Source organism: Clostridium sp. FP2 (assembly GCF_011065955.2).
In the GTDB taxonomy this organism is placed as follows: domain Bacteria; phylum Bacillota; class Clostridia; order Clostridiales; family Clostridiaceae; genus Clostridium_AD; species Clostridium_AD tagluense.
The window spans coordinates 2242741-2267469 of record NZ_JAAMNI020000001.1 but is presented as its reverse complement, the minus strand read 5'-3'; the positions used below and the strand labels follow the sequence as shown (position 1 = coordinate 2267469).

Below are 24729 nucleotides of genomic sequence, written 5' to 3'. Positions count from 1 at the left end.
TCTAAATTGAGATTTCTACCAATTAGTCTATTTTTTAGCTTGACTTAAAGCATCCTTAACTGCATTAATAATTCCTTCACTGCTATATGTCGCCCCAGAAATTGTGTCTACAGTAGCTGATTGAGCTGAAATTATTTCAGCTACTATTTCACCTTCAACCCTGCTATAAAATTTTGGCGTGTCTTGATTTGATACTGTTTCAACATTAGTAATTTTATTATCTTTTACTGTAACTGCAATTTCAGTTGTACCGCCTTTAAACCCAGTACCATCTCCTGTATATGTTCCATTGGTATAATTGCTCTGATTTATTGTAGTTGAACTAGCACTTTCATTTGCATTATTAGTACTTGATTCCTTTGAACTATCAGTTGTACTTGTTGAAGCATCACTAACCTCTGAAGTTGTTATATCCTCATATTTTTGAGAGGTATTATTTATACTAGAACTTACAGAAGTACTAGTTTGTTTTGTTAATTTACTTTGAGCTAATGCCGCTGCTCCTAAATTGTTAAGGTTATAAAGTCCTACCATAGCAGCTATTGCTACAGAACTAGCCAGTTCAGGATTTACATTTTCACCAAAAACATTTAACTGAGTATTTTTCCTAGGGCATGCCTCGATACACTTTAAACAGTTAATACAATCTCCACCACGTATACTTTCAACTTTATAAAGCGATAGTCCCATTGAACAATTATTTGTACATAATCTGCACTTTCCGCATTTATCAGTGGGCTTTTTAATTTTTAATATACCTATGCTAGAAAATATATTAAAAACAGCTCCTAAGGGGCATAAATACCTACAGAAAAATCTTTCTATAAAGAAAGCTCCTATTGTTATTAGAACTAATAGTATAAATCCAATAGTATAATCAGATAGTACCTGGGGGAAATTCGTTATTTGCGCAAAAGCATCCCAAGGACTAGTCGTTTCTAGAACTTTACTTCCCATACTCCATACAATAACTACAAGTAATATTAGAACCAAATATTTTGCGTATTTTAATACAGCATCCACTTTCTCATTTACTTTAAAATTAATCTTAAATACATTTTTAGACAATAAATGGAGCAAATCATTATAGGTTCCAAAAGCACAAACCCAGCCACAGAAAAACCTACCAAGTACAATGGTTATAATTATAACTGTTGTGAACTCAACTAAACTAGGGAAAGCTTGAAGGAAATTAAAATTACCTTTAATAATCATTTGATATATACTTTTAAATCCTGAAAATGCTAATATAAATAATCCCGGTGATAAAACAAATAAAATCAATTGTATTATTAGCCTGAATATTTGTATTTTCTTTATCTTTTTTTTCATTTTTACATCTCCTCCCAACTCCTGTTTTACATGCAAATTCATCATTAGCAAGTGTAAACTTTCCTCTTATTCCCGTAATATACAAACATCAATTTATTTAGTTTCTATGTTTTAATTATATCTACCGTAAATGTCAGTGAAGTGTCAACCTAATGTTTATTTTGTGTGTTTTTTATAAATTTTTAAAGTACCACTAAAGCAACTAGGGCCTAAAAAATATCAAAACAAAAGTGGTGCTGGCTTAATTATAACTGGCATTACTTATATTGAAAATGGCAATGACATGCTGGACGCACAAGAAAGACCTAGATTAATTTACATTAACCTAGGTCTAAGTTTTATCTTATTAATTGAACTTTTCTAATATCCTCAATGAAGGATTTTCGCTAGTTAAATTTTCATGTTCTATAATGCTTTAAGTGCCACTGTGTTTAATAAACTCCATGGTTTATTGAAGTGTGGCTGGAAGAAGAAATCTGTCATTGCCAATTCTTCTATGGTCATATTATTTTGTATTACCACAGATAAAGTATTCATATGCTGAGTCAAGTCCTCCTCAGATATTATTTGTCCTCCAAGTATTCTCCTTGTATTTTTTTCATATACGAGCTTTAACATAGCTTCACTAAAGGTTGGCATAAACTCTGGTCTATTATTCTCATTTATAGTTACGCAGCCTATATCCATAGATGTAGTATGTTTTGCTACCTCCTCAGTAAGACCAGTGGATGCAATGCACTTGTCATATATCTTTATTCCTGAGGTTCCTTGGGTACCCATATACTTAAGAGTTGGCTCAACTAAATTTTTAGCTACAAGAGTCCCCATTCTAACTGCATTTGTTGCTAGTGGTATATATCTCTTATCCCTTGCTGGGTTATATTCTACCACACAACAATCCCCTGCTGCATATACTCCCTCAGCACTAGTTCTCATATACTCATCTATTATTATTGCTCCATTTGGAAGAGCGTCTAATTTATCCTTAACAATCATTGTATTTGGTACAAATCCTATACAAAGTACAACTAAATCTGCTTCTATAGTGTTTTTATCAGTAACGACTTTAGCTATTTTTCCATCTTCTCCTTCAAATTTTTGAACCTTTTCCCCTAATATTAGGTTTATTCCGTGGCCCTTAAATTCTCCTTCTGCTATATCTGTAAACTCTTTATCAAGGTACTTACTCATTATTCTATCTTCTGCATCAATTAAAGTTACATTCTTACCCTTTATTTCAAAAGCTTCAGCTAGTTCCACTCCTATATATCCTGCGCCTATAATTACTACATTCTTAGCTTCATTAGATTTTTCTATAATTGTCTTAGCATGATCATAGTTCTTGCAAAGTAATATATTTTCAAGGTTCTTACCTTCAAAATTAGGAACTATTGGCCATGATCCTAAGGTAAGAACTATTTTATCATATTTTTCCTTTACTATCTCATTATTTTTTAAGTTCTTAGCTGTAATAGTTTTCCCTTCTATATCTATATCCGTTACATCATAACTCATTCTCATATTTATTCCATTTTTTCTCAAGTTTTCTACAGAATTATAAAATAATTTTTCTGGTTCATTAACTATACCTGAAACGCTTAAAGCTATACCACAGGAAAGAAAGGATACATTATCATTCCTTTCATAGACAGTGATTTCACTATCTGGATAAAGCTCCCTTGCGTTTACTACAACTGCTGTGCCTGCATGAGTACATCCTACAACTGCAATTTTCATATATATTGGCCTCCCTTAATTTTTAATTTTTCACAAAAGACAATTTTTATTAAATTATTATTTTTATTTAATGATATTATTTATCACTTAATATTGATTACTTATAATATAACCCTATTTTCCTGTTTTTTCAATATTGATTTTAGCCCCTATACTCAAATAAGATTTACTATACCCATGTTTGCTTTAATACTAACAAAATTTCGCAAAGATTCGATGATAATAAAAAAATAACACCCTTATCAATCCGGTGTTATTTGGAAATATCTAATATTAAAATGCTTTTAACAAAAAATTCACTTGTAAATAGTCATCTCACATAAAGTTCACATATTAATTTGATACTTGTGCTACAATTTTCATCTATAATTTTAATTATAAAGATACAGTTTTATCCACTTTAATTCACCCTTAAATATGAGTAACTTTATAGCGAACTAATTTGCAAATTTTTCACGACCTCAGTTATTGTAGTTTAGAACTGGAGGTTTTTATTTTCTAATGCTAACTAAAAACAATAAATTATAATGGAGGTACAGCTTAATGCAAAGCAAGTTCGGACAGCTTTATGATATGTACTATGATTGTGTGTACACGTATATTTTTGTTTTTGTAAAAAATAAATGGAATGCAGAAGATATAACCGCTACTGTATTCACTGAAATATTTGAAAACAAGGATAAAATCACTGAGGTAAAAGCAAGTAAAAATTGGATTTTTTGTATAGCACATAATAATATTATAGATTTTTATAGAAAAAACAATAAAATACTTCCCAGTGAAAACTTTTTAGATAACGTTTACCTCCAACCATTCAGCAAGATAGTGTAACAATGACAATGGCTCAAAATTTAGTTTTATACACTTAATTTTAAGCCAGTCAATTCTATTTATATTTTTTTTGTTTTGATTTGTCAAAAATAATTATTAGCACAAGACCTAAGATTATAATAATAAGTAATACCAAATTGATTACTGAAAATTGAATTTTATTTATATGAATTCCTTCCCGAATAATTGAAGCAGGTACTGTCTTTAGTCTCTGGAAACCATAAAGTGCCATGGCATAAATTGTACAAATAAACAAATTAGCAGTGGTAAATACACCACTTAGTTTGAGTTGTTTTCTTCTTGGAATTAAGCTTAAAATTACAGATAAAAGGATGAAGGTTACAAAAAATATGTAACCTATATTTATCCGCATTTCAAGCCATTCACTTTTAAAACTGGTAATTGCAATTACCAGTGCCCATAAAAAACTATTATAAATAATATTTAAATATTTCATATAACACCGTAAGTTTCAATTATTTAGCAAGACGAAAAGTAACTGTTACTACTTTCCCATCTTCTGGTAACACATCTTCATCTCCATAGAATTTAACAACTTTGTTTTGTGTAGTTCCAGTTGGATATGTTGCATCACTTGTAATACCTGTTGCACAGCTATCTAAACAAAGTACACATCCAGTATTGTTTTTCTTAGCACTTTCAAGGTTTCCACCAAAACGTAAATCCATTGGTTTCTCTACGCTTGCTTTGATAATATCCGCAAAGGGAATTTCTTTATCTTGTCCTTCCCAAGTTACTACGGCATTTAACTTATCTCCATCAACAGCTACTCCTTTATCTGCGGTTGCTTTCATATCTGCTGCTTTTAAGTTATTTCCAGGTTTAGCTCCGATATCAAGTAACGCTTGATGGAATTCTTTTTCATCCGCCAAACCACGAAGAACTGATTTTTCGCCATTGGACCCTTTTTCAAAAACAATACCATGACGAGTTGCTTCTTTAAAATACTTACCATTTACTTCACAAAGCATTTTAATTTCCTTTGCCTCTTTGTTAACTACTAATACTTTTGCCTCAGTTTTTGATGCTTTTGGTGCTACTTTTGGCGCTGCTTTACTACAAGCTGCAAGTGAGAATATAAGTGTTGTTGCTAATAAAACGGTTAATATTTTTTTCATTGTCATAATTATTCAATCTCCTCTTAATTTATATTTTTTTTATTAAACATCTGTAAAATAGATTATTTATTTACAGTTGATTTTTTCTTTTGTTTTTCTACATAAATTTGCCTAAACAATATAACTAATGCAGATAGTGCAAATAAACATAACAAGCCTGTTACAAACAATTTTGCTCCTCCAGTTAACATACTTCCTACATAGGAATAAATAATTGTTGCAGGTAATTGCCCTATACCCGTTGCAATAAAGAATGAACCAAATGACATAGAAGTTAAACCTGCTGCATAACTTACAATATCAAAAGAAATAAAGGGTAATAATCTGGCTATCAAAATACTTATTTTACCATGCTTTATAAAAAATTTATCAATTTGTTCTAGTCCTGTTTTACTTGTCAATTTGATTACAACATCTCGTCCTAAAACCCTAGCGATATAAAAACAAACTACGGCTCCCGCCATGGCACTAGTCCATGAAAGAAGTGCTCCTTGCCACCAACCAAATAGGTTTGCATTAGCAAAAGTAATTAAGAAGGCAGGTAGTGGTGCAGCTATAGATTGGAATATCATTAATAAAAAAGAAATAACTGCCGCATAAGCTCCATAGGATGCTACAAATGCACTAACAAGTGTAAAATCTCCACTTGCAAACATTTTAAAGATGGTATTAAATGATTCCTTTATAGTTGGGACAAGTAAATAACTTAAAACTAAAATTAAAAGTAGTAGGATTATTATAATTTTACTAAAACTACTCTTTTTCTTATTAGGTGTGTTTTCCATTTTTTCGCTCCTTAATTTAATATTATAGTCTTTTATTTTAAAATTCCTTTTTCCATTTCATAGGTTTTTTGTGTGTAATCTAAAAGACCAATATTATGTGTACTTATTAAAATTGTTGTTCCCTTAGAGCTAATTTCTTTAAAGAATTTCATAATCATTTTTGAGTTTTCAGGATCTAAATTACTTGTAGGCTCGTCTGCTATAATTATTTTGGGATTATTTATTAATCCTCGTATAATAGAAACTCTTCTTAATTCACCGCCTGAAAGCCTGGCTGGATATTCCTCCTCCATTCCTTTCAGTCCCACCTCCTCTAAGAGTTCCATTGCCCTAGCTTTCACTGTTTTTTTTCTAGTTGATAAATATGCAGGCATACATATATTATCTAGAATTGTAAAGTTCGATAATAAATTTTGTCCCTGCAATACATATCCTATTTTTTCATTTCTTAGAAGGGCTAATTCATTTTTACTTTTTCCGAAAATTTCACTTCCATCAATGAAAACCTCCCCTGATGTAGGTTTAAGTAACCCTGCTACCATATTAAGCAAAGTGCTTTTTCCACAACCAGAGGGACCCACTATACATGCAAACTCCCCCTCTGAAATTGATAAATTCACATCATTAACTGCTAAGAATATTTCATCTTTTCTTTTATATTCTTTGCTTAGGTTTTTTATTTCTAAAATCATTATTCATTCTCCCTTATGAGCGCATAAGGCTCTTCTTTACTTATTTTATAGGCAGAATAAAAAGAAGCTATAAAACCTGTTAGCACAGATACCAGCATGCATTTACTAGATACCAATAATACCTCTGTAAAGGTCATTTCGAAATATGGAATTCCAAAACTCATACCAATAAAATTTTTAAATAACAATAGTAATCCTTCTGATACCAAAACCCCAAGGACTCCTCCAATGATACTAATAATCAATGCTTCAATTATTATCATAGAAAAAATTTGTCTGCCATTGGCACCTAAGGTATATAGAATTCCAAATTCTCTTTTTCTTTCATTAATAGTAATAGTAAAAATACTGATTAAGGCCATAGCCGTAGCTATAAATAATATTACAATTAGTACGCTACTATAAGATGTAAACTTTTTAAGTTCTGCAGCTATTCCACTAAAGAGACTATTTGCTGTATGTACTGCAATATCATCATCATTATATACATGTTGAATTTCAACAGCTAATTTATCAGGAGAATACCCTTCCTCTGCGTCTATGGCTATCATGGATATTAAATTTTCGCTATTATCTAATTTTAAGTTATTATTGGCACTCTTAGAATTTGCAAGCTCAAAGACAGTATCGAAACTCATAAATACAGAATTATCATATCCCATTGAAGTTTTTGAAAGCTTTGCAGCAACCTGAAATTCTGTATTATAAAAAGTAACTTTTTCCCCTACTTTCGCAATAACATCATGACCAACCACAACTTGTCCTTTTTTTAATTCTAGGTTTCCTTGGGTTTTTAACCAAGGCTCTATAAGAAAATCAGTTTCTGGATCAATAGCAATTAATTGTACTGCTGCCTCACAACAAGCTGCTTCCAAAGTAGCTAAATACAGCTGTGGTGAAATCTTATTTACCCCTTTTACTCCTTGTAATTTATTTACCCACTGACGATCAAAATAAATTGTGCAAGGTTTTCCCATAAATAATGACTCCTGTAGCTCTTTCGAATTCCTATTCGGAACAACAATTACCTCAGCGCCCATTCTTTCGGTTGTATTTATAATTCCTCTTTCCATATTCATCATTAACATAGTACTAAAAAATAATGCAAACGTCTGCAAAAAAACAAAGAATATCATAAATCCATTACGAAAGGCTCTATGCTTTATATTCTGCAGTGAGATGGAGAAAATATTTAAGTCCTTGTGTTTTTTCATTTTATTTTAATTCCTCTTCATTCGTTTAAATAAGGATATACAATTAAAAATGGAAACAACTGTGGTAAGTCCTCCAATAATATAAATACATGGAAAACTCATACTTTGGCACATCATTGTTTTTTTCATACAACCACCAATAAGAACACTTGGAATTAAAATAGCAACAACTCCTAAAGCACTGGTCATTATACAAATACCAAACTGAATTTCCTCTGATTTAAAAACTAGTATAGCAATTCCTGCTACTATAAGCATAATGCCAATTGAAATTTCTGCCTGTGCTGACCACCAGCATTTCATAACTGTTTCCCCTTTAGGACAAACTGCAAATAATGTATGGGGTCCTATCGCAAGTAGCACCCCTATAATAATAAAATAAATACCGTATATTACTCTCTTTTTCATTTTTACTCCTTTATACTTTCATATTTATTAAAGATTAACGCATAAATATACTATCAATGTTCTTTATAGTTGTCCAATAGATATCTTCTATGTTTATAGCTATATCTATAGATAAATCTAATAATCATTTTCCTAGTCTGGCATTACTGTCGCTTTATTTATTCTGTAGAGCTTCTTAATCTTCCTGTGAAATATGGAACAGATATCGATATAAAGGATAAATTAATGATGGAATCAGATAATTTATCCTTTACAAAAATTGGTTAATTTATTGTTTTCAATAATAAAAATAAGACTCAGTATATTTATATACTAAGCCTTATTTCTAAATCCTTACATATTATTAAGATGAACCACATGAATAATATTTCACAATTTAATTTCTATTTCCAATCATATTCTTAATATTTATCTATATTTTTCAATTATCTTATCTCAATAACTCCACCTTTCATACCAGAACTTGCCATGCTTGTATACATTCCAAGTACACCTTTTGTATATTTAGGCGGTTTTGGTTTCCATTCTTTTTTTCTTTCATTTAGTATATCTTGAATTTCTTCTAATGATTTTTCTTCTCCATTGATTTCTACAATGTTTATACTTCTATGCTCTATATTAATATGGATTATATCTCCATCTTTAACAAGAGCTATTGGTCCTCCATTAGTAGCTTCTGGAGAAACATGACCGATAGCTGGTCCTCTTGTTGCACCAGAAAATCTTCCATCAGTTATTAATGCCACTGTAGAATTTAATTTTTCATCTGATGCTATAGCTTCTGTAGTGTAGAACATTTCAGGCATTCCAGAACCTCTTGGCCCTTCATACCTTATTATTATTGCATCTCCAGGTTTAATGCTTCCATTAATTACAGCTTCAAAGGCTTCTTCCTCTGAATCAAAGGCTTTTGCACTTAATTTTATATCCTTCATTTCAGCTGGAAGACTTGAGTGTTTAACTACACATCCTTCTGGTGCTATATTTCCTTTTAGAACAGATACTGACCCACTTTTATTTATTGGATTTTCAGCATCATATATAATTTCACTAACATTAACTGAAGGAACTGATTTCAAATATTCACCATAAGCTTCTACAGCATTAAATTTATCTAGATTTTCTCCTAGGGTTCTTCCTGTAACTGTAAGAACATCTAGATGAAGATATCTTTTAATTTTATTCATAATAGCTGGTACTCCGCCTGCATAAAACACATAATTAGCTGGCCAGTGTCCACTTGGTCGTACATTTAGTATAAAAGGTACTTCTCTGTGGATTCTATCAAAATCTTCTGGATTAATTTCTATCCCTAGTTCCTTTGCAATAGCAGGTATGTGTAATAACGCATTAGTTGATCCTCCAATAGCTGCATGAATCATTATTGCATTTTCAATTGATTTTTTATTAACTATATCTGATACCTTTATTCCTTTATCTACAAGGTTTATAAGTGCTTTTGATGACTTCTTAGCATAAACTTTTAGTATTCCTGAAGTAGAAGGTAAAAGAGCTGAACCTGGAAGAGCTAGTCCTAAAGCTTCACTAAGTACTTGCATAGTAGCTGCTGTTCCCATAAAAGAGCAAGCTCCACAACTAGGGCATGCTTTTTCTTTATAGAATTCATATTGTTCATTAGTTATTTCTTCTCTTTTATGCATAGCACTATAGGTTCCTACCTGGTTTAAGGTTAAAAGATTTGGTCCTGCATCCATAACTCCACCTGGAACAATTACAGAAGGTATGTTAACTCTACACATAGCTACTAGATTTCCTGGAATTCCTTTATCACAGCTTGATATAAATACACCCCCATCAAAACCTGTTGCATTAACATGTATCTCTATAATATCTGCAATTATTTCTCTAGATACGAGAGAATAATTCATTCCATCATGTCCCTGGGCCTGACCATCACAAATATCTGTAGCATAGTAATCTGCAGCTTTTGCTCCTAAATTAGTTAATTCATCCATAGACTCCTTTACTATTATATTTAGGTGAGCACTTCCTGGATGACTTTTACCATAGGTACTTTCTACTATTATTTGCATCTTTTCTAAATCTTTTCTGTCCCATCCCATTCCTATTTTTAAAGAATCCATTTCAGGAGCTATTTTTCTTAACCTTTGAGAAAATAACATATTTTTCACCCTACCTATCTATAATATTTTTTTCTGATATTATTTTTTCTATATCCTTTGGAGCTACTATCATACTATCTCCTTTAATTGTACACTTTAAAGTAGCTGAAGCTACTCCAAAATCTAGTGCTTCTTTAAGAGTTTTTTCTTTAATAATAGAATAGATTACCCCAGATGCAAAGGCATCTCCACTCCCCACTCTTTCAATCATTTTTGTAGTTAGTCTTACTGATTCTTGAATATCTTCACCTAATCCATAAGCGTAATAGGTATTATTATCCTCTTTATCATTTATACGTTCTGTATGAACTATATATTTAAATGCAAATTTACTCTTTAATTTCTTCATTCTTTTAAATATGTCTTCTTTAGTTGAATTTTCCCTATCAAACATTTCTGTATCTTTTTCATTAACCATTATAGGTTCAATTCCAAAGCAAAAATCTACATAGGGTGCCAGCTCTGTCATATATTTTTTAGCTTCCATGAAATTGCACATCTTACTTCTAAAATTTAAATCCATGCTTATAAAAATATCTCTCTTCTTAGCTTCTTTAAGTATTTCCCTAACTAACTCTCTAGAATTTTCACCTACACCTAAGGTAATTCCACTAAAATGTAGCCAAGTTACTCCTTCTAGAACTTTAAAAATATCAATATCATTAATATTAAGTTCAGAGAAACTACTGTGTTTTCTATCATATATAACACTACTACTTCTTACCCCTAAGCTTCTTTCTAAGAAATAGCATCCTATCTTATCACCCTTTGTTATGATATTACTTACATCTACACCGACTCCTCTAAAATATCTTTTTATATTTTTGGCTATATCATTATCTGGAAGTGCAGATAATATAGTGCTCTCTATATCCCAAGCTGAAAGTATTGATGATATATTAGCTTCTGACCCTCCAAAAAAATATTCTAACTCATTACTATTTTCATAAACATCAAAATTCTTTGGAGTAAATCTTAAGAGTATTTCACCTATTGAAAGAAATTTCCCCACTATTTATCACCTTTAACTTTTTCCATAAATTTTTTAGCATTACTTGCTATCTTCTCGTGTTTATTATTAGTTCCTAAAGTTAATATACTTCCTATTCCTAAAGCATCAGCTCCATTTGATAACCATTCCTCTATATTTTCTAGATTAACTCCACCCGTTACCATTATTTTAAGATCTTTAATAGGAGCTTTTATAGATTTTATATACTTAGGATCCACTGCCTCTCCTGGGAATAGTTTTATAAGCTTAACCCCTGTTTTTAATGCATTAACTATCTCGGTGGGGGTAAAACATCCTGGTATATAATCAACTTTATTTTCTAAACAGTATTTACTTATAGTGCTATCAAAGTTTGGTCCTACTATAAACTGTGAACCTGCTACAATTGCTTCTTTTGCTGTATCTACTGTTAAGACACTTCCTGCTCCTATAATTACATTCTTGTATTTACCTACTAAACTTCTAATGATTTCTGAAGCATCTTTATTTGTATAAGTTACTTCTATAACTTTTATTCCACCTTCTATAGCTCCTTCTATTATTTTCTCTGCTTCCTCTTTACTATTTCCTCTGATAACTGCAACTATTTTATTTTTCATTATACTGTCTACTATATTCATCTTAAAACTCCTCCTAATAGAACAAGCCCCACCTTGGGGTGAAGCTTGTCTTCCTTAACTATTTTTTTAAATATATAATCCCCTTACTTTAACTTTGGCCAGTAATCTTTATTAGCTTCAATCATATCATCTAAAATTTGTTTTGCTACAAAAGCAGATGGAATCGTCTTGTTCATAGTAAATGCCATAAGTGCTTTTTCATAAGATCCCTCGATTGCAGCTTCAACAACTAATTTTTCAGAAGCTTCCTGTTGCTCAATTAATCCTTTATAGAAAGTCGGTATTTCTCCTACACGTACTGGCTCTGGGCCATCTTTAGTAATATAAGCAGGTATTTCTACCATAGCATCATCTGGTAGATTTTTAATTGCACCCTTATTTTCAACCATAACCAAATGTCTCTTTCTTAGGTCATATGCTAAGCTCATGGCTACTTCCACAATAAATTCTCCATGTACTCCTGTAAAGAATTGTGTCAGATCAATTTCACCAGTAATATTATAGTTATCCACTGCTGCAAATATCTTCTTTTCTCTTCCTTCCATTACCTCATTAGCTCTTGTATGGTTTTTATCAGATTCTTCTACAATTTTATCTCCTAAAAAATAATACTGCATATAAGTGTTTGGAAGATACTTGGGAAACATATTCATTATATGTTTAGCATTCTCAAATGTATGAATCCATGATGCATCATTATGCCTTACTTCACTTCTTGAATCTGGAGGAATATAACCATGTTCTGCTACATAAGCCTTTAATTCTTCTGTTTTATCTTCACCATTTACTCGAATTTTTGTATACCACCCAAAATGGTTTAATCCAAAATAATCCGCTTCTATTTCATGTCTATCACAATCTAAAATATTTGCCATATTTCTCATAATTGCAACTGGCATATCACATATGTTTAAAATCCTTGCATTTGGTCTTAACTTATACATAGCTTTTGCTACAATAGCTGCTGGATTAGAATAATTAACAATCCAATAATTTGGACTTGCATATTCTTCACAATAATCAATCATTTGAGCCATAGGGTAAATAGTTCTTAGACCGTATGCTAATCCACCTGGACCACAGGTCTCTTGCCCAATCACATTATATTTTAATGGAATTTTCTCATCCAATTCTCTCATTTTGTATAATCCAACACGCATTTGAGCAAAAACAAAATCAGCATCTTTAAAAGCTTCTTCAGGATTAGTAGTAAATATAAGCTTTACGTCTAGATCAAACATCTCAACAACTTTTCTTACTATTACACCTACTTTGTTTTGACGTTCTTCATTTGTATCATATAGTCTTAACTCTGATATTTTGAATTCTTCTTTTCTTGAAAGTAAACTTTTAACAATTCCTGGTGTATAAGTGCTTCCACCGCCTACGATTACTAGTTTAAATGTTTTCATTTTAATAATTCCTCCCTTATTCTGTTATTTCTAATGCTTCGTCTACAATTGTTCTAATTTTATTAATTGAAAGACCATACACAACCTGTATATTTTTTCCTTTTTTTACAACTCCAGATGCTCCTGTAGCCTTTAAAGCTATTTCATCAATTACACTATTATCAATAACCTCTACTCTAAGTCTTGAAAAACAATTTTCCAAGGTTACTATATTGCTCTTTCCACCTAGTGCTTTTATAATCATCAAGGCTTTATCTCTATCCTCAATGACATTTTTAGATACCTTACCTATTTTCATATCTTGTTTAACTTTTGCTGTATTTTCATTTAAATCAATTACAAAATCTGTGTCATCGTCTTCTCTTCCAGGGGTTTTTAAATTCATTTTTTCAATCATAAATTTGAATACTATGAAAATAACACCTATTTCAATTAACCCTATTAATATATATACAGGCCAATGAGTTTTGCCAATCCCTGCTGGAATATTTATAACAAGAAAATCTAAAATACCATTTGTTGCACAAACCCTTACATTAAATAAATACACCAACATTTGAAAGAATCCATCAATAGCTGAGTACACAACCCATAATATTGGAGCTGCAAAGATAAATGTGAATTCTAAGGGTTCTGTAATACCAGCAATTACAGAAGTCAAGGTTGATGGTATTAACTGAGCTTTTAAATTATTGCGTTTTACTTTCTTAGCAGTAAAATAAAATGCTAAGGATACACCTATCACACCAAAAGTTTTAACTAAACCATAAGTCAAAAATCTCGCTGAATCTGGCATCATAATAATTGTTGGATCATTAAGTAATGCTAAGAATATTGGTTTTGCTCCGATTACATTCTCACCGTTAATAATCATCTGATCACCGACTGCAGAATATAAAAATGGTGACCAAATTAAATGGTGGAGTCCAGTTGGAACTAGGAATCTATTTAAAAATCCATAAACAAATACTCCAAATGCTCCTGCTGTACTCATAAACCCTGTAAGTGCCGTTATTCCATTTGCTATAGTTGGCCAAATATAAGTCACACCGCTACTGAATATTGCAATTATTGGAATCATTCTAATAAATACGTATTTGCTATTTCCATAAGGGGCCATAACACCTTTAAATTCTTTGTTTATAAACTTATTGTGAGTTATGGCTACTAGAACACCTAAAATCATTCCTAGAAAAACTCCCATGTCTGTTACATGGAATCCTAGCTGAATTGTCTGCCCTGTACCATACAAAGCACCTGCTGTATTGCCCTTAATTAATTTACCTGATAATTCTAACCACTTGCTGTTAGCACCTAAAAACAAAATATAGGACATTATAGATACAAACGCTGCATCTGATTTTTTATTTTTTGACATACCTATGGCAATTCCAACACAAAACACAACACTTAAATTGTTCATGATTGGTGACAACATACCATTTAAGAATTTACCTATTGACCAGATTAATCCACCCTGGGTAACAAACGCTGTATTAGTAAGAACAGCCGTCAAAGCAATTAGCATACCTATGATTGGCAAGAATAAGACCGGTCCAATCATAGCTTTAGCAAATTTTTGCATACCATTTAAAATCTTGTCTTTCATTTAACTATATCTCCCTTCACCATCTTATAAAATTTTTCTTTCGTAATTACTTAGACATAGAATAGCATGATTAATAAATATTGTTAATAGTTTTGGCCAATTCAATAACATGTTTACTAAAGAGTGAATATGTTTACATTTACAAAAAAAAGGCTATCCCAAAAACTAGTTTTGAGAAAGCCTTTTTAACGACTTATATATTATTCATTGCTTTATCTAATAGGTATTCCATAACAATCATCACTCTAGCATAAAAATAATTAGCAGTAATATTTCGGTCATCTAATTCTTTATCATCCAATATAGAAAAATGTATATTGGATTGTTTAGACATATGATCCATATGCTTTCCAGTGAAAGTAATAATATCTAACTTATTTTCAACTGCATAATCGATAACTTTCGTTACACTTTCAGTCTCTCCACTTTTAGATATTCCAATTACTAAACCACCACCTATCTGATTATTATCATATACGGCATAGGAATTTGTTTTAATACATCTAAATCCTAATACTAACATCTTTCTCCAAAAAAAATCTGCAACTGGATCAGAGAAGCCAGTAGCTGTTATAAAAATAATATTATTTCTATGTTTGATAAGCATAGAAACAAAAGCCTCTATTTTTTCTTTATCGATATAAGATATAAAACTAGTAATATCAGAAGTATGCTCTTGATTTTTTTCATGATTTTTTATTATAAAATTCAAACGATATACCATGTCAGTATAACCCGTATATCCTAATTTTTTCGATAATTTAATTACTGTTGCTGCAGAAGTATAATTAATATTAGCAACTTCTCTTACCCCTTTATTTAGTACATACTCACTATTTTTTAATATATATTGGAGCACTTGTCTCTCTATTTCCGTCAATTTATAATTATCAGCAATTTTATAAATATCAAATTTCATCTTGTGCCTTCCTTCCTCTATATAAAGCAATAGCTACTTTTCTACCCACACTAAATATAACATAAGTTTCAATTATAAGAAATGGCAAAACAAATTGTATTGCGAATTTGTCAATATACCTTGGACAATTTTCCTAAAAAGCTTGTCACTAAGGTTACATTTTAACCTTGATATGTTAAAATAATATTATAAAAGCAATAAACTGATTTTAAAGCTAAAAATCTCACATCAGATGCTGGTTTTTTTAATGTTTAAGCATGCTAAAATATTTAATTAACAGGAGGTACCCAACATGAAAATATTCAGTAATATATTCTCTAAAGACCCTAAATCAATTTATAGATATATTGAAGAAGGTAACATAGATGAAATAAAGAATTATTTGAAGGTGGCTAAGGATTTAAATTCCGACTTTGCACTGGAAAGTATACTTCATTATGCCATTAATAATAGCGAAAATAATTATTTTAAAACAATTGAGCTTTTAATAAATAACGGTGCTGATATTAACAGTCACCACAGTGAATTCTTGGAAACTCCTCTTCATAAACTTTGTGCAAGAATAAAACCTCAAATAGATGTAATAACTATGATATTGGAAAAAGGAGCTAAAGTTAATGCAGTCAACATATCCGGTAAGACCCCAGTGTTTTACTGCAGCTTTAATTATTCTGTGGAGCTTCTTAATCTTCTTGTAAAATATGGAGCAGACATCAATGTACATGATAAATATAAAAATACTCTTCTTCACGATGATTATATTAACTGTTATGATGAACACTTTGAAGAATTTTTAAAATCTCTCATAAGTCTAGGCTTTGACATAAATTCAACAAATTCTACAGGATCGACTCCCTTGGATTATTGTGAAAATAAAAAAATTAAAGATATTTTAATAAAATACATTGGGAATAAATAAAAAAGCATTTCATTAAATTTTACTCTAATGAAATGCTTTTATTTCTTTGTAAAATTCTTCACCATATCAACAAATAGCTTTTCATATGTTGTAAAGACATGATTCTGCTTATAAATTATAATGTCTTTATTAACCAATGAACTAGCAGAAGATTTTCTGAGTATCATATTCTGACGGTCTAAAACATCCTGTGGAATTTGCGATACCCACATAAAGGAACCCTTTACCCTTTGTAGTAAGTCAAATTGGCTTCCCCTCTCATATACATAAATTCGCTTTAAATGTAGCCTAGCTTCAGCATCCTTTTTAATTTCACTAGGTGAAAGAGAAGGTACCTGGAAATCCCCATGGACAATCTCTGTATAGTTGCATAGGTCATAATATGGAATATCCTCCATATTAGCAAGAGGATGCTCCTTTGACATAAGCAGGCATAAGTCAAATTCCCAAAGTGGTTCATATTCCAAATCCGAATCCTTTAAAAAGGATAAAAAGTAGTTTTCATATAGTTTTTCATAACGAATAATTCCTAAATTAGAATCTCCGTTATGCACATCATTTATTGCTTCCATGGAATTTGTTTCTTTAAAAAATATATTTATTTCTCTTTCCTCATTTAGAGAGTTAACAAACTCAGAAAATGCCACAGAAACATAAGTTGCTCTAGGAACAGATATATTAAATTTTATGACATCCGATTCGCAAGGCTTGTATAAAGACTCCAACTCATTAACTTGAGATAGAATTGCCTTTGTATAAGATAAAAATTCAGCACCTTTTCTAGTTGGTTCAACCCCTTTAGCCGTACGCTTGAAAATAGTAATTCCAATCTTCTTTTCTAACTCCTTAATAGCTCTACTTAAATTAGGTTGTCCCATAAATAGATTTTGTGCAGCCTTTGTAATTGAATTAGTTTTTTCAACTTCAACAATATATTTTAAGTGTAATAAGTTCATAGCCCTCACCCATTCATTATTAAACATATGTACTATATAAATTATACATTACCCCCTCCTAAAGTTCAATGTTACAATAAGAGTATTGTAAATTTTTTATCAATTCTCACAAATAATTCTTAATTAAGTCATAAATAAACATTTTTAAAGGAGAGCGTAAAATGGATATTTTAGTATGTATAGGAAGCAGTTGCCACGTTAGAGGTTCTTATTCAATAATGAATGGATTAAAGGTAATGATAACTGAAAAACATTTAGATAGTGAGGTTTATGTTAAGCCTGCCTTTTGTCTTGGTTATTGTAAATTAGGGGTAACCATAAAAGTGGATGAGCAGCTTGTAACTGGAGTAACAAAAGAGAATTTAACAGAGGTTTTTGATAAATATGTTTTAAAGAAGGTTGATTAACCTATGAGCATTTTAAAATTAAAGAAAGCAAATTGTAAAAATTGCTATAAGTGTATAAGGAATTGTCCTGTAAAATCTATTGAAGTTAAGGACCATCAGGCACAAATTCTTGAAAGAGACTGTATACTTTGTGGCAATTGTATTTTAACCTGTCCTCAGGACGCTAAAGAAGTTAGAAACGACTTAGAAATCGCTAAAAATTTAGTTAGAGGAGACAAAGATATCATTGCTAGTGTTGCCCCTTCCTTTATTGCAAATTATGATGTTTCAACCTTTGAAGCATTTAAAGATATACTTAAAAAATTAGGTTTTTCAGACGCTTATGAGACAGCAGAAGGTGCATTTTTAGTAAAGAGTGAATATGAAAAACTCATAGCTAAAAACACTGGAAAAACAATAATCTCATCCTGTTGTCCCACAGTAGTTAAATTAATTCAAAAGCATCATCCCAGTACTCTTGAAAATTTAGCTCCTATTTTATCTCCAATGCAAGCTCATGGGAATCTGATTAGAGCTAAAAATCCCAGTGCACAGGTGGTATTTATCGGCCCTTGTATTTCTAAAAAAGATGAGATTGAAAACTATCCAGGAGCAGTAGATATGGTTTTAACCTTTGATGAACTCAATCAGTGGCTTGAAGATGCGCAGATTAACATAACTGCTATGGAGGATGCCCCATCCTTAAAATACTTATCTAGATTGTTTCCTGTAGCTGGTGGAATAATTAAAACCATGAACATAAATACAGATTATAAATATATTTCTGTAGATGGCATTGATAACTGCATTGATGCACTGATTGAAGTAGAAGAAGGTAACTTTGAAAATTGCTTCATCGAAATGAGTGCCTGTAATGGCAGCTGCGTTAATGGTCCTGCAAGAGGTAAAAATAAATTGAAGCTTATAAATGCACAAATAAAGGTGGAGAAACTTGCCCTTAATAAGGAAACTATCTGCGATTATGATTTAAACACAGATATAAATCTCTATAAAGAAATTAAAAGTGAAGAGATTGTTTGCCTCCCCCCTAGCAAAAGTGATATTGCAGCTATACTAAAAAAAATGGGTAGAAATACTCTCAGTGATGAGCTTAATTGTGGTACCTGCGGCTATAATACCTGTAAGGAAAAAGCTATTGCTGTGTACTTTGGTAAAGCTGAAATAACCATGTGTCTTCCTTATATGAGGAGCAAAGCAGAGTCCTTCTCAGATAAAATCATAAGTGCAACTCCCAATGCAATTTTAGCTGTAGATATGGATCTCCGAATTCAACAGATTAATAGAGCTGCCTGTAATATTTTTGGGATTTTAAAGTGTGAAGATGTTATAGGTGTACCTGTGTCAAGAATTATGGACGAGTTTGACTTTGTCAATGTAATTTCTAAAGAGGAAAGTAGGACACATAAAAAGGTTTATTTAGCAGAGTATGAAAAATACATCGAAGAGCTACTAGTATATGATAAGAATAGCCATGTAGTAATTTGTATAATGAAAGATATAACTAACAAGCACCTAAAGAGAGAAAAACTGTTAGCTTCAAGAAATAACGCAAAAAATATTGCAGACAAAATATTAGAAAAACAAATAGGAATTGTTCACGAAATCGCTTCCCTACTTGGCGAAACTACAGCCGAAACACAAGTAGCCCTAAAAGAGCTGGAAAACACCATGTTTGAGGAGGATGAATATTAGTGAAGAACATATTTATGGAGTGTGGATTTGTAAGCCTCAGTAAGCATGGTGAGAAGATTTGTGGAGATTACTATACCATGGTAAAAAAAGAGGATACCACTACTATTGTGCTTTCTGATGGTCTTGGCAGTGGGATTAAAGCAAACATTTTAGCTACATTAACTTCGAAAATTTTAAGCACTATGATGGCTGGAAATATGTCCATTGAAGATAGTGTGTATACCGTAGCAAAGACATTGCCTGTATGTAAGGTTAGAAATCTTGCCTACTCAACTTTTACAATATTTCAATTAGTTCACTATAATAATAATGCTTATTTAGCTCAATTTGATAATCCGAGTGTAATTTTAATAAGGGAAGGTAAAAATTTTCCCTACTGCTCCACCTGTAAGATTATTGGCGAAAAAGAAATCTATGAAAGCAACATACAACTTCAAGTTTACGATATGATTATTTTACTTACAGATGGCATTACCAGTGCTGGACTTGGGCGAGTTACTACAAATGGTTGGCCACGAGATGAAATTATCAAATATATAGAGCTATGGTATACCCCTAATATGTCACCTCAGAGAATGGCCTCTGCCATCGCTGATGCCTGCCTGGATTTATCTCTTGGTACTCCTCAGGATGATTCAACAGTTGCAGTATTTAAGATAAGAAAAAGACAGGTAGTAAACCTTATTATAGGCCCTCCCGAGAAAAAAGAGGAGGATAATATAATACTAAAGCTCTTTTTTTCTAAGGCCGGTAAAAAGATAGTCTGCGGTGGGAGTACTTCAAAAATGGTTAGTAACTATTTAAACAAACCTATAAAGGCAGCTACCAGTTCTCAGGATGAAGAAATACCTGCTATCGCTAGTATAGAGGGTGTGGATTTAGTTACTGAAGGAGTTATTACCCTTGGCCGCGTAGTAGAACTAGGTAGAAAGTACTTAGAGAATAGTAAAATATCCCTAGATTTAGAGAATAAAACTGATGGTGCTTCTCTACTTGCAAAGTTACTCTTTGAGGAAGCTACAGATGTAAATTTCTTTATTGGTAAAGCAATTAACCCTGGTAATGAAATAGATGGTATGAAGATTAGTGCATCAGTTAAAATGAGTTTTATAAAAGAAATTAAGGTCATTTTAATTGAGATGGATAAGAAAGTTAAAGTAAGCTTATGTTAGGAGGTAAAACCATGCGGTTAAAAGAACAAGGAGTAACAGATTTTAAAGTCTCCCCTATTCCTTGTAGTGGTATTGAAGAATGTAGAACTGCCCTTTTAAAAGCTAGTAAAGGTATTTTAAAAGAAAATTTTATTGAAGGCATGGCCTGCAACGATGGTTGCATAGGGGGTGCTGCCTGCTTAACCCACGATGCTAAAGATAGGAAATTAGTTGATGACTATGGCAGAGAGGCTATGGAGAAAACAATAAAGGATTCAATTGACATTTTAAACTTTACTTAGGTGCCTTATGGCTAAAAGTCATAAACATAGGACTGTTTTAAAAGTATTTTCTAATAGAATATACTTTTAAAGCAGTCCTATTTGCTTATATTTATATGGTAATTTAGAAAAGTATTGCAAAATACGCCTAAAAGTGACATAATGTGTGTGTGTTATAACCTAATTCAGTCTCAAAATTTATAAAATTTAGGAGGTGACACTTTAAGTATATATATTTTATAAATGATAAAATATTTTGTTATATGACTTATGGGAGATTAACAATTATTTAATAAAGGAAGTGAAGAGTAATGAAAAAAAAATCCAAATTTATATTTACAGTTTTAGTAATATGTATTTTTATTTTTAGTGGAATTATTTATCTATTAAGTAAAGAAAAAGTTAGTGAAAAATTTACTCAGGTATTTGCATTTGGAGATAGTTATTCAGACAATGGACAAGCTAAAAAAGTTTCTGCACAAATCATGGCAAGCACTAATAAACCTAGTGATGCATATTTAAAACCTTCCGATAAATTATATTGGAAAGGTAGATATTCAAATGGCCCTACATCTGTTGAAGTGTTAGCCGAAAAGTTAGGTGTACCATTAATTGACTATGCTACAGGTGGTGCAACTACTGGAGAAAAAAACTATTCTAAGTGGATGGATTACTTGGGAAATACAGGGGTACTCGGACAAATTGAAAAATTCGAAAAAAATTTAAAATCAGGTAAGGCTGATCCTGATGCATTGTATTTTATTTTTGCTTCTGCCAATGATTATTTTTTATTCATGGATTATTCTTTACCCGGTACAGTTGAAAACGTGGCAGATAAAGCTGTTGCTAATATAAATACCGCAGTTAAAAGATTAGAAAAGCTTGGAGCTAAAAAGTTCCTTGTAGTAAATAGCAGTGATTTATCACTTGTACCTTATGAAATTACTAATAATAGAACAAAATCTGCTGAAGTTTTTGTAAACCATATGAATAAAAAACTTCCTGAAACCATAAAAGAATTACAAAAAAACTCAAATATCAAAATCATGATGTTTGACTTACCTAAAATCAGTGAAACTATAATGAAAAATCCAAGCCAATATGGGTTAGTTGAACTAAATAAGGCGTGTCAAAGTACTTATCCAAAAATCAAACCAGCACATGATAATGCAGAGCAATTTTATTTTTGGGATGAATGGCATTTTACAGCTGTTGTCCATAAGATATTTGGAGAAAAAATGTATGATAAGGTGAGAATGTTTAAATAGAAGGATATAATTCAGGTTAGGAGATAGTTATTATGATTAAGAAATTTAAAAGTATTCAAACTCAAATTTTAGTTATTACCATACTTATTATAATATTGGCACTTGCAACTGTTGGTATTATAATTAGCTATCAAGTTAATACTCAAGCTAGAAAAGATTATCTTAATAATTCTAAGGAACAGATGAAATTGGCTGAGCATTCTATCCAAATTTTTTATGATCAAATAGATAAAAATATAAATATGATAGCCACTCATCCCTTAATAGGTAAGGCAAACAAGAGTAATATTACAAATTATATTAATACTACAAAACCTACTAAAATGACACCCTCTAAAAACGGAACAATAGAACGCGGAATTTATAATGTATTTGAACAATATGCAAAATCACATCCTGGTACAATGTTTGTTTATTTGGCTACTAAAGATGGTGGTTATGTAAATTGGCCAGAAACTACTATATCAAAAAAATACGATCCAACTTCTAGGGATTGGTATCAGAAGGGTTTAAAAGGAAATGGAAATATAATAAGAACAGCCCCTTATAAAGCTGATACTGGTTCAATGGTTATAAGTAATGTACGTTCATTAACTGATTCTAACGGAAAGGTATTAGGTACAATAGGAATTGATGTTGAACAATCGGTAATTAGTAACATGTTAAGTAAAATGAAAATAGGGAAAACAGGTTTTTATATGCTTATACATAATACAGGAATGATTATGGCAGATGGAAATAATGCTACTAATAATTTTAAAAATATAAAAGATGTGAATATACCAGGAGTAGAAAAAGTATTGTCAAAAGATTTAAATTCTTTTAATGTGACTATTAGTGACATTAAATATATTGGTAATACATATAAAATAAATAATACTGACTGGATTTTAGCATCTTTTATGTCAGAAAATGAATTAATAGCAAGCGCTAAAAGAATATCTATTATAGTCTTGGTTATTTCAATATTTATGCTAATTTTAACATTTATTTTAATTAATATTAGCACAAAGCGAATTACCAATCCGATAATAAAATCTTCTCAATATTTAGGAATACTCGCAAAGGGTGATTTTTCCCAAGAGCTTGACTCTGAATTATTGTCAAGAAAAGATGAAATAGGCTCAATTACCAATGGTATTAATAATATGAAAAATTCATTAGTAAATTTAGTGAATAGCATTAAAACAGAATCCTCCGCTATGGAACAGAAAGTGAATAGTATTGTAGACAATGTACAGATATTAGATAGTGACTTACAAGAAATATCTGCAACCACAGAAGAATTAGCTGCAAGTATGGAAGAAACCTCAGCAGCATCTGAACAAATGTCAGCAACTTCACAAGAAATGGAAATAAGTATTCATTCTATAGCGCAAAGGTCAGAAAAAGGTGCTATTGCAGCTAATGAAATTAGTAAAAGAGCAACTTCCATTAAAGAAAATGCCAATATTGCTCAAAAGAGAGCTGCGAGCATTCTTCTTCATACACAAATGCAACTTGAGCAAGCAATAGAAGATTCAAAGGTAGTTGGTGAAATCAATATCTTATCTGAATCTATCATGCAGATAAGCGAAAAAACTAATTTACTTGCATTAAATGCTGCTATCGAAGCTGCAAGAGCTGGTGAATCTGGAAGAGGATTCTCAGTTGTTGCTGATGAAATAAGAAAGCTTGCAGAACAATCAAAAGATACGGTGCTAAAAATACAAGCTGTAACAACAAACGTTATATCTTCAGTAAATAATCTTTCTACTAATTCTAATAATTTATTAACTTTTGTATCTACAGATGTTGCTAATGATTATCAGGTGATGTTAGATGTTTCAGAAAAATATAACGAGGATGCTAAGTTTGTAGATGAACTAGTAACAGATTTTAGTGCTACTTCTGAGGAACTTTTAGCTTCAGTTCAAGAAGTTTTAGGCGCTATAAATAACGTGGCCCAAGCAGCTAACGATGGTGCTTGTGGAACTACAAATATAGCAGATAGAGTTACTACAGCAAATTATAAATCAACAGATGTTATGGCGGAAGTTTTAAAATCAAAAGAAAGTACTGATAGATTAGAACAAGAAGTGAATAGATTTAAAATATAATCTATATTTTAAATTTATTGCAGTTTAAGCAGTCTTTCACCCATATCAGGTGTAATACTAAATAGTAGCACAAAAATAATTAAAAATTTACGAAAGCTGTAT

The 24729-nt window shown here is 31.2% G+C and carries 23 protein-coding genes; 8 read left to right on the top strand and 15 right to left on the bottom strand.

Annotation, left to right across the window (positions count from 1 at the left end; all coding sequences use genetic code 11):
* Window positions 1–27: 27 nt before the first annotated feature.
* Window positions 28–1332 carry a 4Fe-4S binding protein gene (locus G9F71_RS10890; RefSeq protein ID WP_164948277.1) on the bottom strand — a complete coding sequence of 435 codons (1305 nt, stop codon included), beginning with the start codon at window positions 1330–1332 and terminating at the stop codon, window positions 28–30.
* A gap of 405 nt (window positions 1333–1737) precedes the next feature.
* Window positions 1738–3069, bottom strand: a complete 1332-nt coding sequence (locus G9F71_RS10885) for an FAD-dependent oxidoreductase (protein WP_164946217.1) — start codon at window positions 3067–3069, stop codon at window positions 1738–1740.
* Between the two features lie 543 nt (window positions 3070–3612).
* Between G9F71_RS10885 and G9F71_RS10880 the strand changes: the two genes are divergently transcribed.
* A complete protein-coding gene (locus G9F71_RS10880) occupies window positions 3613–3900 on the top strand; it encodes an RNA polymerase sigma factor (RefSeq protein WP_164948278.1) in 288 nt (95 codons plus the stop codon).
* A gap of 55 nt (window positions 3901–3955) precedes the next feature.
* Here the strand turns inward: G9F71_RS10880 and G9F71_RS10875 are convergent, their stop codons facing one another.
* The 12 genes from G9F71_RS10875 to G9F71_RS10820 all read right to left on the bottom strand — a co-directional run bounded on the left by G9F71_RS10875 (window position 3956) and on the right by G9F71_RS10820 (window position 15854).
* The gene (locus tag G9F71_RS10875) at window positions 3956–4357 is read right to left on the bottom strand and encodes a hypothetical protein (protein ID WP_164948279.1); all 402 of its coding nucleotides are present in this window, start codon (window positions 4355–4357) and stop codon (window positions 3956–3958) included.
* 19 nt (window positions 4358–4376) lie between these two features.
* Window positions 4377–5045 (bottom strand): YdjY domain-containing protein, encoded by a 669-nt coding sequence (locus tag G9F71_RS10870; RefSeq protein WP_164948280.1) that lies wholly within the window; start codon window positions 5043–5045, stop codon window positions 4377–4379.
* Between the two features lie 56 nt (window positions 5046–5101).
* A complete protein-coding gene (locus G9F71_RS10865) occupies window positions 5102–5824 on the bottom strand; it encodes a TVP38/TMEM64 family protein (protein ID WP_164948281.1) in 723 nt (240 codons plus the stop codon).
* Window positions 5825–5856: 32 nt separating this feature from the next.
* Window positions 5857–6516, bottom strand: coding sequence for an ABC transporter ATP-binding protein (locus tag G9F71_RS10860; protein ID WP_164948282.1), 660 nt, complete (start codon window positions 6514–6516; stop codon window positions 5857–5859).
* Complete coding sequence (locus tag G9F71_RS10855) at window positions 6516–7730, bottom strand: ABC transporter permease (RefSeq protein WP_164948283.1); 1215 nt, start codon at window positions 7728–7730, stop codon at window positions 6516–6518. Before G9F71_RS10855 ends, G9F71_RS10860 begins: the two co-directional genes overlap by 1 nt.
* Window positions 7731–7736: 6 nt before the next feature.
* Window positions 7737–8138, bottom strand: coding sequence for a DUF4418 family protein (locus tag G9F71_RS10850; protein ID WP_164948284.1), 402 nt, complete (start codon window positions 8136–8138; stop codon window positions 7737–7739).
* 425 nt (window positions 8139–8563) lie between these two features.
* Entirely contained in the window at window positions 8564–10282 is a 1719-nt protein-coding gene (gene ilvD / locus G9F71_RS10845; RefSeq protein ID WP_164948285.1) for a dihydroxy-acid dehydratase, read from the bottom strand.
* A 10-nt stretch (window positions 10283–10292) separates the two neighbouring features.
* Entirely contained in the window at window positions 10293–11294 is a 1002-nt protein-coding gene (locus tag G9F71_RS10840) for a sugar kinase (protein ID WP_164948286.1), read from the bottom strand.
* Window positions 11294–11914 (bottom strand): bifunctional 2-keto-4-hydroxyglutarate aldolase/2-keto-3-deoxy-6-phosphogluconate aldolase, encoded by a 621-nt coding sequence (locus tag G9F71_RS10835; RefSeq protein ID WP_164948287.1) that lies wholly within the window; start codon window positions 11912–11914, stop codon window positions 11294–11296. Before G9F71_RS10835 ends, G9F71_RS10840 begins: the two co-directional genes overlap by 1 nt.
* 83 nt (window positions 11915–11997) lie before the next feature.
* Entirely contained in the window at window positions 11998–13326 is a 1329-nt protein-coding gene (locus G9F71_RS10830) for a 6-phospho-alpha-glucosidase (RefSeq protein WP_164948288.1), read from the bottom strand.
* Between the two features lie 16 nt (window positions 13327–13342).
* Window positions 13343–14935, bottom strand: a complete 1593-nt coding sequence (locus tag G9F71_RS10825; protein WP_164948289.1) for a PTS transporter subunit EIIC — start codon at window positions 14933–14935, stop codon at window positions 13343–13345.
* Window positions 14936–15128: 193 nt separating this feature from the next.
* Window positions 15129–15854 carry a MurR/RpiR family transcriptional regulator gene (locus tag G9F71_RS10820; RefSeq protein WP_164948290.1) on the bottom strand — a complete coding sequence of 242 codons (726 nt, stop codon included), beginning with the start codon at window positions 15852–15854 and terminating at the stop codon, window positions 15129–15131.
* Between the two features lie 292 nt (window positions 15855–16146).
* Here G9F71_RS10820 and G9F71_RS10815 point away from each other — a divergent pair, with 292 nt between their 5' ends.
* Window positions 16147–16773 (top strand): ankyrin repeat domain-containing protein, encoded by a 627-nt coding sequence (locus G9F71_RS10815; protein ID WP_164948291.1) that lies wholly within the window; start codon window positions 16147–16149, stop codon window positions 16771–16773.
* 38 nt (window positions 16774–16811) lie between these two features.
* Here G9F71_RS10815 and G9F71_RS10810 read toward each other — a convergent pair whose 3' ends face one another.
* A complete protein-coding gene (locus tag G9F71_RS10810) occupies window positions 16812–17756 on the bottom strand; it encodes a LysR family transcriptional regulator (protein WP_224626330.1) in 945 nt (314 codons plus the stop codon).
* A gap of 134 nt (window positions 17757–17890) precedes the next feature.
* Here G9F71_RS10810 and G9F71_RS10805 point away from each other — a divergent pair, with 134 nt between their 5' ends.
* From G9F71_RS10805 to G9F71_RS10780, 6 genes are all read left to right on the top strand, one after another.
* Window positions 17891–18136 (top strand): (2Fe-2S) ferredoxin domain-containing protein, encoded by a 246-nt coding sequence (locus G9F71_RS10805; RefSeq protein ID WP_164946242.1) that lies wholly within the window; start codon window positions 17891–17893, stop codon window positions 18134–18136.
* A gap of 3 nt (window positions 18137–18139) precedes the next feature.
* A complete protein-coding gene (locus tag G9F71_RS10800; protein WP_164948292.1) occupies window positions 18140–19828 on the top strand; it encodes a [Fe-Fe] hydrogenase large subunit C-terminal domain-containing protein in 1689 nt (562 codons plus the stop codon).
* Window positions 19828–21000 (top strand): SpoIIE family protein phosphatase, encoded by a 1173-nt coding sequence (locus G9F71_RS10795; protein ID WP_164948293.1) that lies wholly within the window; start codon window positions 19828–19830, stop codon window positions 20998–21000. The genes G9F71_RS10800 and G9F71_RS10795 overlap by 1 nt, the downstream gene beginning before the upstream one ends.
* Before the next feature lie 11 nt (window positions 21001–21011).
* The gene (locus tag G9F71_RS10790) at window positions 21012–21281 is read left to right on the top strand and encodes a [Fe-Fe] hydrogenase large subunit C-terminal domain-containing protein (RefSeq protein ID WP_224626328.1); all 270 of its coding nucleotides are present in this window, start codon (window positions 21012–21014) and stop codon (window positions 21279–21281) included.
* Between the two features lie 290 nt (window positions 21282–21571).
* Complete coding sequence (locus G9F71_RS10785) at window positions 21572–22528, top strand: SGNH/GDSL hydrolase family protein (RefSeq protein WP_164948295.1); 957 nt, start codon at window positions 21572–21574, stop codon at window positions 22526–22528.
* A 32-nt stretch (window positions 22529–22560) separates the two neighbouring features.
* Entirely contained in the window at window positions 22561–24627 is a 2067-nt protein-coding gene (locus G9F71_RS10780) for a methyl-accepting chemotaxis protein (protein WP_164948296.1), read from the top strand.
* The last annotated feature ends 102 nt before the right edge of the window (window positions 24628–24729 follow it).